Origin of the sequence: Amycolatopsis sp. NPDC058986 (genome assembly GCF_042741125.1) — a bacterium.
Taxonomy (GTDB): Bacteria; Actinomycetota; Actinomycetes; order Mycobacteriales; family Pseudonocardiaceae; genus Amycolatopsis.
Window position 1 is genome coordinate 108948 of sequence record NZ_JBHYJW010000012.1, and the last position, 11792, is coordinate 120739.

Sequence of the window (11792 nt, forward strand, 5' to 3'; positions counted from 1 at the left end):
CCCTGCCCCGCCTCGTCGCCCGGTCGCGCGACGAGGCGGGGTTCGTCCACTGTGGACACCGGGCTCTGCCGGACTCAGGCCGCGCTCACCGGGAAGCGCAGTTCGAAGATCGCGCCGCCCTCGTCGGCGTTGTACACCGACAACGTGCCGCCGTGTGATTCGGCGACCCAGCGCACAATGGACAGTCCCAGTCCCGACGATCCGCCGGTGCTGGTGAAGCGGTCGAAGGCGTCTTCGGTCAGGGTGGTGTCGATGCCCGGCCCGTGGTCGGCGACGGTCACCGTGCCCCCGGCGACGGTGACGTGCACGATCGCGGGCGCGCCCGGCTGCCGCCCGTACCGCAGGGCGTTGTTCAGAAGGTTGCCGATCGCGCGCTGCACCAGCGCCGGATCGGCGTTCACCTTGGTCGGCGCGGCGGTGACGGTGACCTGCGCGCCGTCCGGCTCGGTGTCCTCGACGACGCCGACCACCAGCTGGTCCAGCCACACCGGCTGGATGCTCAGCTGTTCCACGCCCGCCGCGAGCCGGGCCCGCACCAGCAGATCGTCGATGATGCCGCCCATCCTGGCGGCCAGCCGGACCGTGCGGGGCAGCAGATCGGCGCGCTGGTCCGGATGCGCCATCGCGGTCTCGGCGAGCGCGCGCAAGGCGGCCACCGGCGTGCGCAGGTCGTGCGCGGTCTCCGCCAGCAGCACCTCCTGCTGTTGCAACGCCGCCGCCGCGGGCCGGATCGACCGCCCGGACAGCAGGTGTCCCGCGAACCCGAGCGCGCCGACGAGCAGGACACAGCTGCCGACCACGAGCAGCACGAACCGGGTGTGGTCCGCCGCGACGGGCCGGGTGTCGGCGACCGCGACCACCGCGGCGAACGGCTTGCCCGTCCGGTTGAGCAGCGGTTCCGCCCGGAACTGGACCAACTCGCCGCCCGAGCCCTGCTGGTAGCCGGTCACGACTTTGCGGCCGCGCACGGCGTCGGTGGCGAGCCCGTCGAGCACCCGGACGTCCATCGGCACGCACGTCCGCTGGGACACGTGCGGATCGAACGTGGCCGCGCCGCCGGGCAGGATCGCGAACTGCGGGCACTGCCGGTTCAGCACGTCGGGCTTGACGAGGTCGAAGCCGATGGTGCCGTCGAAGCTGACCAGCCTGCTGACCGAGGAGGTGACGCGGAGCAGGTCGGCGTCCATCTTCTCGGTGCCCTGCTTGCTGTCCTCGCTGATCATGAACCAGGCGAACGCGATCAGCCCGACGGCGTTGATCACGGTGAACAGCGCGGTCAGGGCCCAGCGCAGCCTGCGCAGCCCGTCGGCCGAGGAGCGGCTCACAGCGCGCCGAGCCGGTACCCGAGGCCGCGCACGGCGTGGATCAGCTCCGGTTCCCGCAGCTTGCGGCGCAACCGCTTCACGACCGCGTCGACCACATTGGACATCGGATCGGTCTGGCTGTCCCAGCAGTGCTCGATCAGATCCGCCCGCGCCACGGTGTGCCCCGCCCGCACGAGCAGGTACTCCAGCACCGCGAACTCCTTGTTCGACAGGGTGAGCAGCACCCCGGCCCGGCGCACCTCGCGGCGCGCGCAGTCCATCACCAGGTCGTCGTGCCGCAGCATCGACGGCCGGTCGGCACCGGCGCGGCGGCACAGGTTGAGCACGCGTTCGGTCAGCTCGGCCATCGCGAACGGCTTGACCAGGTAGTCGTCGCCGCCGTGCTCGAACCCGGCGACCCGGTCGGCCAGCGCGTCGCGCGCGGTGAGGAACAGCACCGGGGTCCGCCAGCCGTGCCCGCGTCGCGTGTGGACGTACCCGATGGCGTCCCCGTCGGGCAGCATCCGGTCGAACACCACGCAGTCGTAGTGCCCGGCGCCCAGCGCCCGGTCCGCGCCCACGATGTCGCCTTCGGCGCCGACGTCGAGACCGGCCGCCCGCAGTTGCGCGGTCAGGGCGACCCGCAGATTCTCGTCGTCCTCGACGACCAACACCGTTGTCATCAAAACCTCATGTGCGCGGAGAGAAGGTGGGCGCATGCTCGGCAACGCTAACGCGTCGGCGAGCGTAGACCATCGGATCCGCGAGATCTGGCATGAACAGGCCGTCGCCGTGGCGGCGGCGGGAAGTGAGGGGATGCGCCATGAACCAGCCGAGCAGGCTCAGCCTCGTCGAGAGCATCGCACCGGCGCCGGGACCCGGCGTACCGGGTGGACAGGCCGGATGGGACGGGCTCGTGGCGTCAGCGGTCAGCGAGGTGCTGATCATGAGCGCCGACGCGAACTCCGGGCCGATCGGCGAGTTCCGCCGGATCGCCCACGCGAACCTGCGCGCCGGGGTGCGTTGCCGGGCGCTGTTCCCGGACTCGGCGCGGTTGTCGAGCACGCTGAGCGGGCTGTCGCTCGCCGGGGCGCAGGTGCGGACCGACGCCGAGGTCCCGATGGAGGCGCTGGTGATCGACCGCCGGTCGGTGGTGCTGCCGGTGGACCGGACCGGCAGCGGGAACCAGACGGGCGTCGCGGTGTTCCGGCTGCCCGGCGTGGTCACCGCGACGGCAGGGCTGTTCGAGCGGATCTGGCAGGCCGCGGTGCCGCTCGCGCCGACCGAGCTGCCGGACCCCGACGAGCAGATGCTGACCGACCGGGAGCGGGACCTGCTGGCCCTGCTGTGTTCCGGCAGCACCGACGAGTCGGCCGCGGCGCAGCTGGGCATCTCGGTCCGCACGGTGGGCCGGATGGTCGCCGACATCATGAACCGGCTCGGCGCGCGCAGCCGCTTCCAGGCCGGCGCGAAGGCGGTCGACCGCGGCTGGCTGATGGCCAAGGCGGGCTGATGGACCTCGCATCCGGCCGGACGCTGGTGGTCGCGGACCAGCCCGGCGCCTACCCGACGATCGGCGACGCGCTGGCCGACGCGCCGGACGGCGCCGTCGTCACCATCGCCGAGGGCACCTACCACGAGGTCTTCGAACTCGTCGCCCGCCGCGTGACACTGACCGCGGCGGACGGCGCGAAGGTGCTCGTCGACGGCCGCGGCGCGGACCGGCCGGTGTTCGAGGCCAGGGGCGGTTCCCTTGCCCTGCACGGGATCGAGCTGCGTGCCGGGGACGCGCCCGCGGTCGCCGTGCACGACGTCGCGTTCACCGCGCGCGACTGCGTCGTCGTCGGCGGGCGGGGCCCGGCGATCGACATCCGGGGGATGGCGGGCTTCGAGGTGTCCGGCTGTGTGATCACCACCGGCGAACAGGGCGTCCTCATCGAGGGCGCGTCCGGCACGCTGGAGAACACCACCGTCGAGGACGTGTCCGGCGACGGCGTCGTCGTCGGGATGGCGGCCGATCCGGTGCTCCGGAACTGCGTGGTGACCGGCTGCGGGCTGCGCGGGGTGTACGTCTACCAGTACGGCAGGCCGGTCATCGAGCGGTGCGAGATCACGCGCACCGGCCACGAGGGCATCGCGGTGGCCCACCACGGGACGCCGGAGCTGCGCGACTGCACGGTCCGCGACACGCGAGGCGCCGGGATCGCGTTCGCTTCCGGCTGCGGGGGCAGCGTTTCCGCGTGCCGGGTGGAGAACACCGCCGAGCCGGGCATCGCGATCGCCGAAGGGGCCACCACGACCGTGGCGGGCGGCGCGGACCCGGCGAGCGCCGGCGGCCAGGAACTGGACGAGCTGCTCGCCGAGCTGGACGCGATGATCGGCCTGCCGGGGGTGAAGGCCGAGGTGCGCTCGCTGATCGACGAGCTGCAGGTCAACGAATGGCGCCGCCGGGCAGGGCTGCCCGTGGGGTCCACCGGGCACCACCTGATCTTCGCCGGGGCGCCCGGTACCGGGAAGACGACGGTGGCGCGGATCTACGGCAAGCTGCTGAAGGCACTGGGGGTGTTGCCGCGCGGCCAGTTCCGCGAGGTGTCCCGGCGCGATCTGGTCGGCCAGTACATCGGGCACACCGCGGAGAAGACCGCGGTGGTGTTCGAGGAATCCCGGGGCGGGGTGCTGTTCATCGACGAGGCCTACACGCTGTCCCGCTCGGCGGGCTCGGGTGGTGACTTCGGGCAGGAGGCGATCGACACGCTGGTCAAGCTGATGGAGGACCAGCGCGACGAGGTGGCGGTGATCGCGGCGGGCTACACCGGGGAGATGGCGGACTTCCTTTCGGCCAACCCCGGTCTCGCGTCCCGGTTCGGCAAGACGATCGAGTTCGCGAACTACACCCCGGACGAACTGCTGGGCATCGTCGGCCGGATGGTGGAAGCCGGGGACTACGAGCTGGACCGGGCCGCCGACCCGGTGCTGACCGGGTTCTTCGAGCGGATCGTCGGGGAGGCGAACTTCGGCAACGCACGCGACGCGCGCCGGCTGTTCGAAGGCGTGCGCAAGGCGCAGTCGCAGCGGTTGCGGCAGCTCGGCCGGGTCCCGACCGTCGCGGAACTGCGCACTCTGGTCGTCGCCGACGTGGTGGCCGCGGCCGCACGCTAACGTGCGCGTGTGCGGGTGCTGGTGACCGAGGACGACGACAACTTGCGGGTGGCGCTCGACGCCGCCCTGCGCGGCGCTGGGCTCGCGGTGGACACCGCGGCCGATCTGCCCGCGGCCGACGAGGCGCTGTTCGTGAACGCCTACGACTGCGCGGTGTTCGACCGGATGCTGCCTTCCGGCGACGCGCTGTGGTACGTGCATCGGCGGCGGAACGCGGGCTGGGGTGTGCCGGTGCTGTTCCTGACCGCGCGCGACAGCGTGGCCGACCGGATCGACGGGCTGCGGCTGGGCGGGGGCGACTACCTGGTCAAGCCGTTCGCCATGCCGGAGCTGGTGGCCAGGGTGCGCAGCCTGTGCCGCGGCGGCACGGGCGGGCCGCCGCCGACGATGGTGCTCCGCTGCGCGGACGTCGAACTGGACGGTGGCAGGCACCAGGTGACCAGGGCCGGGGTGCTGCTCACCTTGACCCGTAAGGAATACCTGGTCCTGGAACGGCTGATGCGGGCCGCCGGACGGCCGGTGTCGCGCACCGAGCTGATCTCGTACGCCTGGGACGAGGCGGCGGATCCCGCGTCGAACGTCCTGGACGTCGTGATCGCCCGGTTGCGGCGCAAGCTCCGTGATCCGGTGCTGATCCACACCGTGCGCGGCATCGGCTACCAGATGAGCTGAGCTCGCTCAGGTCACCGTCGGCCGGTTCGCGTACTCCGGGCGTTCCCATGCCCGCGCCGCGATGGCTTCTTCCATTGCGTCGACGGCGTTCCCGACGTCCGCGTGGCGCAGGTACAGCGGGGCGAACCCGAAGCGCATGGTGTCCGGCGCGCGGAAGTCGCCGAGCACCCCGCGATCGGCGAGCGCGCGGACGATGCCGTAGCTGTGTTCGTGGCGCAGCGCGACATGGCTGCCGCGCCGCTCGTCCCGCGGCGTCACGACTTCGACCCCGGCATCGCCGAGCCGGGATTCGACGAGGTCCATGAAAAGCCCCGTCAGCGCGAGGCTCTTGCTGCGCACCTGGCCGAGATCGACGTCCTGCCACAGCCGGAGGCTGGCTTCCAGTGGCGCGTAGGAGAGGATCTGCGGCGTGCTCGTCCGGAAGCGGTCGATCCCGTCGGCGGGTTCGTAGCCGACGGTGAACGCGAACGGCGCGCGATGCCCGTGCCAGCCGGAAAGCGGCTGCCGCGCGGTGTCCTGGTGCCGCCGGGCGACGTACACGAACGCGGGCGATCCCGGGCCGCCGTTGAGGTACTTGTACGTGCACCCGACCGCGAAGTCCGCCCCGGCCGCGTCGAGTTCGACGGGCAGGGCGCCGACGCTGTGGCAGAGGTCCCAGACGACCAGCGCACCGCACCCCTGCGCCTGGCGGGTCGCCTCGGCGAGGTCGGCCAGCGCGCTCGTGCGGTAGTCGACATGGCTCAGCACCACCACCGCGACGTCGCTGTCCAGCGCGTCCGCGAGGTCCGGCGCGTCGCGGCCGATCAGCCGTAGCTGCTTGCCTTCCTGCGTGCCGAGTGCCCCTTCGATCATGTAGAGGTCGGTGGGGAAGGCGTGGGCTTCGGCCACCACGACACCGCGCCCAGGCCGCAGCGCGAGCGCGGCGAAGAGCACCTTGTACAGGTTGAGCGACGTCGTGTCGCAGACGACGACCTGGCCGGGCGCGGCGCCGATCAGCGGGGCGACCAGTTCGCCCGCGGTGCGGGGTTTGTCGAACCAGCCCGCCGTGTTCCAGCTGCCGACGAGCCCGTCGCCCCACTCCTCGTCGACGACCTCGGTGACCCGCGTCCTCGCCGCCTCCGGCAGCGCGCCGAGGGAGTTGCCGACCAGGTAGACGACGTCGCTGGGGAGCCGGAACCGGTCCCGGAACGCGGCGAGCGGGTCGGCCGCGTCGAGTGCGGCCAGCGAGTCGTCGGTGATGGTCATGCGATCCTCTCGGACGGGAGCGTGTCTCCGGTATACGCCACGGTCAGTCCAGTTCCCTGGCGCGGGTCTCCTCGCGGGCGTCCACCAGCAACCGCACGAAGTCGGTGCCGCCGGTGCCCTTCGCCGTCCCGGACCGCTCGAACCGGCCGATGTACCGGCCGGTCAGCCCGATGTGCTGGGCCCGCAGCTCGCTCACCGCGCGCACGCAGGCGTTGTAGGCGTCCGTCAACTGTGGACGGTCACGACGGCGCGCGGCGTAGCCGTGCACCGACGGTCCCGCTTCGAGGTCGGTGAGGAACCGGCGGTGGGGGACCGGCATGTGCTCGCGCATCCCGCGCAGGAACACCCCGGTCCGCTCGTGCGGGTGCGGGATGCCCAGCCCGGCGTCGAAGGCCTGGATGAGGGAACTCTGCGCGGCGCTCGCGCCGGTCATCGTCCGCGGCTCGTCCCAGACACCTTCGTAGACGACACCCGGGGCGGCCCAGCCGGCGAGGAACGGGCGGACCCGGTGGTAGAAGACGTGCGGATCACACCACTTCTCCATGGCGAGGAACGCGCCGGTGGTGGTGGCGATGATCGGTTCGAGCGCGCGCAGCGCCGCGGTGAGGCGGTCCGCGTCGTCGGCCGCGACAGCGTGCTGTGCCGCGAGGAGCAGCGGCAGCGCGGGCGCCCCGGCGAGTTCGACCCCGACGGTGGCCAGGTAGAACCACTTCTCGTCGACACCGCCGAGGAAGGTCACCTGCGTGTCGATGTTGGTCAGGCTCAGCGGTTCGTCCGGCGCGAGCCGCCGCCAGTTGTTGACCACGGCGGAGTAGTGCGCGAGGACCGGCGGGCGGCCGAGCGCCTCGGCCAGCGTGCACCACGGAACGGCCAGCGCCGCCGGAAAGCGTTCGGCGGCACGGGATTCCGCCCACATGTACGCGTTGCCGAGGCACGACAGCAGGAGGAACGCGCGTTCGCGCTCGCCGGGGCTGTCGAGGTCGTCGGGCGAGAGCTGCGGCAGGGCGTCGACCGTGTCCCGCAGCCTGCCGGTCATGATCAGGGGGCCGAGGTCGCGGGCGATCCGTTCCCACGGCCGGTAGCGCGGCGCGAGCGCGGGCACCGGATCGGTGCCGGGGACGAACCCGCGTTCGGCGTCGATGTCGTAGGACGCGAGGTCCCGCCCGACGGGCCGCGTGATCGTCTCGGTCATCGCCGGTCCTTTCCTGGTCGTCATCCGTCGTCCACCCCAGCATCTCCGCCGCGCCGCCGCCGGGGGAACGGGTACCGGCACACTCTCGGCCGATGTGGCAGTGTGATCGGCACAGCCCGGTCCGGATGCTGGGAAACCGCTGGCCGGGCCCGAAACGAGGAGAGACGTGTCCACACCGCGCGACGTCGCAGCGCATCCGACCGCGGTCGAAATCGTCGACGCGCTGGGCCGCTCGGTGCTCCGGCTCGTCGTGGACGGGGGCGGCGGACGGGCGATCCGCGAGGTGGCCATCCACGATCCCGCCGGCCCGTCCCGGCCGGGCAGCCTGCTGCTGGCCCCCGGTGTCACCGCGGACGACCTGCCGGAACTGCTCGCCGCGGTGGCCTCGGCCGGGCATCCCGCGATCGTCTGCCGGGCCCCGGTCCCGGCGGGCGACGCGCTGCTCCGGGCGGCCCGCGAGCACGGCACGACGGTGCTCGAACTCGCGGCGGGCGCCGACTGGACCCGGCTGGCGGACGACGTGCGCGCTGTGGCCACCGCGTGGTCGCCCGCCCGGCCGGACACCGCGGACGGGCCGCCCGCCGACGACCTGTTCGCCTTGCTGGACGCGGCTTCCGTGCTGCTGGACGCGCCGATCGTGCTGGAGGACACCGCGCTCGCGGTGCTCGCGTGGTCGGGCAGGCAGGACGAGGCCGATCAGGAACGGGTGACCGGGATCCTCGAACGGCGTGCGCCCGGCTGGCTCGTCGACGCGCTGGAGGCCCGTGGCGATTTCGCGCGCCTGGCCGCGTCGGACGAGCCGTTGTTCCTCGGGCCCGCGTCGTCGCACGCGAAGCCGAGGATGGCGGTCGCCGTCCGCTTCGGCGGCGAACTCCTCGGCTACCTCTGGGCGACGACGACCGGGGAACCGTTCGGTCCCGAACGCAGCGCCGACTTCACCGCCGTCGCCGGTGCGGTCGCGGCCTTTCTGCGCAGGCACGGCAAGGGGGAGCGGCCCGCCACGACCGATCTGGTCTCCGCGCTCCTGCACGGTGCCGACCCGGACGACGCCGCCCAGCGGCTCGGTGTCCGGACCGCGAAGCTGACGGTCCTGGTGGCGCGGTCGGCGGCCGCGGTCGAGCCGGACGAGTCCTGGGCCGAACGCCGCCGCGTGCTCGACCCGCTGACACTGCACCTGGCGATCGGCCATCCCCGCGCGGTCACCACGTTCGACGGCAACGCCGCCTGCGCGCTGCTGCCGTGGCCGTCCTCGATGACCGCGGCCGCCGCGCTCGCCGGGACGAAACGGCTCGCCGAAGGATTCGCGCGCCGGGCGGGGCGGGATGGCGACCTCGTGCTGGCCATCGGGAGCGTCGCGTCCTCACCCGACGAGGTGGCGGCCGCGAAGGAGGAGGCCGACCTCGTGCTGCGCACACTGGCGGACCATCCGTCCGCCCCAGGGGTCGCCACGTTCACCGACATCCAGGCGACGTTCGCGCTGTCGGCGTCCGTGCGGGCGCTGGCCCGCGCGGGGCATCGCCTGCGCGGCCCGGTCGACGTGCTCGCCGGGCACGACGCCGGACAGCGCACGGAACTCGTGCCGACACTCCGGGCCTACCTGGATCTCTTCGGGGACGTGAAACGCGCGGCGGACCGCGTTCACGTGCACCCCAACACCTTCCGGAACCGGTTGCGCCGCATCCACGAACTCACCGGCTTCGATGTCACGGACCCCGAGACGCGCTTTCTCGCCGAACTCGAGTTCCGTCTCCGGGACCTGCGGCCGCGTTGAGCCTTCCCGGCAACGGAATCTTTACTTTTGCGCCCCCGCGCGTTAGACATGGACAGGTATTGGTCCAAACCATTCATGACGTAGTTCTTCGGGAAGGTCACCGCATGAAACTCACCTGGGGGCGCGCGCGGAGGGCCGCGATCGCGCTCGGCGCGGCCGTGGCGACGGCGTTGTCGCTGGCACCGGCGGCCGCGAGCGCGGACGCGCAGGCTGACGCCGAAGCGGCGTCGCGCAAGCCGGTGCTCGAAGCGTTCTGGGGCGGTTCCCCCTCGGCCGATCAGGTGCCGTGGGAGATGGTCAACACCATCAGCTACTTCTTCGCGTCGCCGGCGGGCGGCCACTGCGACAAGCCGAACGACAAGCAGCGCAAGGACATCCTGAGCCTGCAGGCGGTGAAACGCGCCCATCCCGGGCTGACCGTGCTGGTCTCCATCGGGGGCTGGGCCGCGCCGGGCTTCAGCGCGGGTGCCGCGACGGCCGAAAGCCGCCGCGCGTTCGTGTCCTCGTGCGTCGACAACTGGGTGCGCTCGTTCCCGGCCGGCCTGGTGGACGGCCTCGACGTCGACTGGGAGTTCCCGGTGTACGGCGGTCTGCCCGAGATCGGTTCTTCGCCCGCGGACAAGGAAAACCTGAACCATCTGCTGGTCGAGTTCCGGCAGCAGATGAACCGCTACGCCCGCGAGGCGGGGCGGCGTCAGCCCATGAAGCTCTCGATCGACATCCCGGCGGGCCGCCGCCAGGACGACGGCACCGGCAAGAACGTCGGCGCCCCGTACGACCAGTCGAAGAGCTTCGACCTCAAGACCATCGGCGGGCTCGTGGACATCTTCAACCTGATGACCTACGACCTGTGCACGGGCTACGCGACGGTGTCGTGCTTCAACGACCCGCTGGTGAAGCGCCCGGACGATCCCAATGACCGGTACAACAACGACACCGGCGCGCTGGAATACATGAAGGCGCACGGGGTGCCGGAGCACAAGATCGTGCTGGGCGTGCCGTTCTACGGCCGCTCGTTCACCGTCACCTCGGACGCGAACGGTGGTCTGTACCAGCCCTACACCGCCACCGAGTTCCTCAACTACAAGGACCTGGTCGGTCCGAAGTGGATCGGCAACCCCGACTTCGTCCAGGGCTGGGACCCGATCGTCCGCTCGCCCTACCTGTGGAACGCGAAGACGAAGACCTGGGTCAACTACGCGAACCCGCGCTCGATCCAGGACCGGTCCCGGTTCGCCAGGAACAACGGCCTCAAGGGCATGATGATGTGGGAGATCGGCCTCGACGACCCGCAGCACAGCCTGCTGGCCGCGATGACCGGCCCCTGGCTCGACCGCTAGTCCCCAATCACGCGAGTTCTCCGTTCAATCACGCGAGTTACGCCCCTGATCACGCGAGTTCCGCGCTCGATCACGCGAGGGCCGGGGTCCGCCGGATGGCCGACCCCGGCCCTCGCCCATTCGCACCAACCGAAGCCGAAACCCCGGCGCCACCCCGCGAGCCCGCCGCCCGAGACGTCCACTGTGGACGTTTCGGCACGGTGCGACGAACGTCGTGTCCTCGCCCGTTTTGCGACCTTCGTCGGTACCGTCCCGGCTTCCGGGGGAGTGATGCTTTTTCCCGCTCCGTTTCCCCCGTGCGGCCTTTTCGCCGCGGAATCGAGATGGAAAAATGCGTCTGATCAGACTCGGGCTCGCCGTGGCCGGTGCTGCCCTCGCTCTCGCCGGAGTCGCCACCCCGGTCGCCGCCGCGGCGAGCGACCCCGCCGCCATGGAGCCGATGATCATCGGCGGCAGCCGGGCCACCAGTGGCCCCTGGGCCGCCCGGCTGTTCGTCAACGGCAGGCAGACCTGCACGTCGACCATCATCGCGCCGCAGTACATCCTGACCGCCAAGCACTGCGTGGCCGGTTCCGGGACCTACACGTTCCGGATCGGCAGCCTCGACCAGACCTCCGGCGGAACCATGGCCACCGGCTCCACCATCACCCGGAGCCCCTCGGCCGACCTCGCGATCGTGAAGCTGACCAGCTCGGTGAGCGCCACCTACTCGCCGCTCGGCCAGTCCTCCGACGTGCGGGTCGGGCAGTCCGTCCAGGTGTACGGCTGGGGTGCCACCAGCCGCTGCGGCCAGGAGATCAACTGCCAGTCGCAGTATCTCAAGTACGCCAACGTAAGCGTCACGTCGGTCTCGTGCTCCGACTACGCCGGCGGTGTGGCGGTCTGCGCCCGCCGCGGTGACGGCATCACCGCGGGCGGCGACTCCGGCGGCCCGATGTTCGCCTCCGGCAAGCAGGTCGGCGTCGCGTCCACCAGCGACCGCTCCTCCACCACCGCCTACACCAACATCACCCGCTACCGCGACTGGATCCGGTCCGTCGCGGGCGTGTGATTCTCCGCCGCCGGTCCGTGAAGGCCTCCTTACCGGCGCTCAACGCGGGTAAGGAGGC

10 protein-coding genes are annotated in these 11792 nt (G+C 71.8%); 6 read left to right on the forward strand and 4 right to left on the reverse strand.

Going from position 1 to position 11792, the window contains the following annotated elements; translation table 11 throughout:
* Positions 1 to 74: 74 nt before the first annotated feature.
* The gene (locus tag ACFW0G_RS13960) at positions 75 to 1325 is read right to left on the reverse strand and encodes a sensor histidine kinase (protein ID WP_378325511.1); all 1251 of its coding nucleotides are present in this window, start codon (positions 1323 to 1325) and stop codon (positions 75 to 77) included.
* Positions 1322 to 1987, reverse strand: coding sequence for a response regulator transcription factor (locus tag ACFW0G_RS13965; RefSeq protein WP_378325512.1), 666 nt, complete (start codon positions 1985 to 1987; stop codon positions 1322 to 1324). Before ACFW0G_RS13965 ends, ACFW0G_RS13960 begins: the two co-directional genes overlap by 4 nt.
* 140 nt (positions 1988 to 2127) lie before the next feature.
* Between ACFW0G_RS13965 and ACFW0G_RS13970 the strand changes: the two genes are divergently transcribed.
* Genes ACFW0G_RS13970 through ACFW0G_RS13980 form a run of 3 tightly spaced genes read left to right on the forward strand, consistent with a single transcriptional unit; the run spans position 2128 to position 5135 of the window.
* Positions 2128 to 2817 carry a LuxR C-terminal-related transcriptional regulator gene (locus ACFW0G_RS13970; RefSeq protein ID WP_378325513.1) on the forward strand — a complete coding sequence of 230 codons (690 nt, stop codon included), beginning with the start codon at positions 2128 to 2130 and terminating at the stop codon, positions 2815 to 2817.
* Positions 2817 to 4463 carry a right-handed parallel beta-helix repeat-containing protein gene (locus tag ACFW0G_RS13975; RefSeq protein WP_378325514.1) on the forward strand — a complete coding sequence of 549 codons (1647 nt, stop codon included), beginning with the start codon at positions 2817 to 2819 and terminating at the stop codon, positions 4461 to 4463. Before ACFW0G_RS13970 ends, ACFW0G_RS13975 begins: the two co-directional genes overlap by 1 nt.
* A 9-nt stretch (positions 4464 to 4472) precedes the next feature.
* Positions 4473 to 5135 carry a winged helix-turn-helix domain-containing protein gene (locus tag ACFW0G_RS13980; protein ID WP_378325515.1) on the forward strand — a complete coding sequence of 221 codons (663 nt, stop codon included), beginning with the start codon at positions 4473 to 4475 and terminating at the stop codon, positions 5133 to 5135.
* Between the two features lie 6 nt (positions 5136 to 5141).
* Here ACFW0G_RS13980 and kynU read toward each other — a convergent pair whose 3' ends face one another.
* Both kynU and ACFW0G_RS13990 read right to left on the reverse strand, forming a co-directional pair.
* A complete protein-coding gene (gene kynU, locus ACFW0G_RS13985) occupies positions 5142 to 6380 on the reverse strand; it encodes a kynureninase (protein WP_378325516.1) in 1239 nt (412 codons plus the stop codon).
* Between the two features lie 43 nt (positions 6381 to 6423).
* Entirely contained in the window at positions 6424 to 7572 is a 1149-nt protein-coding gene (locus tag ACFW0G_RS13990; protein WP_378325518.1) for a hypothetical protein, read from the reverse strand.
* 166 nt (positions 7573 to 7738) lie between these two features.
* On the opposite strand from ACFW0G_RS13990, the gene ACFW0G_RS13995 reads away from it, so the two are divergent.
* From ACFW0G_RS13995 to ACFW0G_RS14005, 3 genes are all read left to right on the forward strand, one after another.
* Positions 7739 to 9343, forward strand: a complete 1605-nt coding sequence (locus ACFW0G_RS13995) for a PucR family transcriptional regulator (protein WP_378325519.1) — start codon at positions 7739 to 7741, stop codon at positions 9341 to 9343.
* A 104-nt stretch (positions 9344 to 9447) separates the two neighbouring features.
* Positions 9448 to 10683: a glycoside hydrolase family 18 protein gene (locus tag ACFW0G_RS14000; RefSeq protein WP_378325521.1), complete on the forward strand. Its 1236-nt coding sequence runs from the start codon at positions 9448 to 9450 to the stop codon at positions 10681 to 10683.
* 331 nt (positions 10684 to 11014) lie between these two features.
* Positions 11015 to 11734, forward strand: a complete 720-nt coding sequence (locus ACFW0G_RS14005; RefSeq protein WP_378325522.1) for a S1 family peptidase — start codon at positions 11015 to 11017, stop codon at positions 11732 to 11734.
* Positions 11735 to 11792: the final 58 nt, after the last annotated feature.

Coding starts and splice junctions, on each gene's coding strand:
- ACFW0G_RS13965 (WP_378325512.1), bottom strand. CDS start 1,987: ATGACAACGGTGTTGGTCGTCGAGGACGACGAGAATCTGCGGGTCGCC.
- ACFW0G_RS13970 (WP_378325513.1), top strand. CDS start 2,128: ATGAACCAGCCGAGCAGGCTCAGCCTCGTCGAGAGCATCGCACCGGCG.
- ACFW0G_RS13975 (WP_378325514.1), top strand. CDS start 2,817: ATGGACCTCGCATCCGGCCGGACGCTGGTGGTCGCGGACCAGCCCGGC.
- kynU (WP_378325516.1), bottom strand. CDS start 6,380: ATGACCATCACCGACGACTCGCTGGCCGCACTCGACGCGGCCGACCCG.
- ACFW0G_RS13990 (WP_378325518.1), bottom strand. CDS start 7,572: ATGACCGAGACGATCACGCGGCCCGTCGGGCGGGACCTCGCGTCCTAC.
- ACFW0G_RS14000 (WP_378325521.1), top strand. CDS start 9,448: ATGAAACTCACCTGGGGGCGCGCGCGGAGGGCCGCGATCGCGCTCGGC.
- ACFW0G_RS14005 (WP_378325522.1), top strand. CDS start 11,015: ATGCGTCTGATCAGACTCGGGCTCGCCGTGGCCGGTGCTGCCCTCGCT.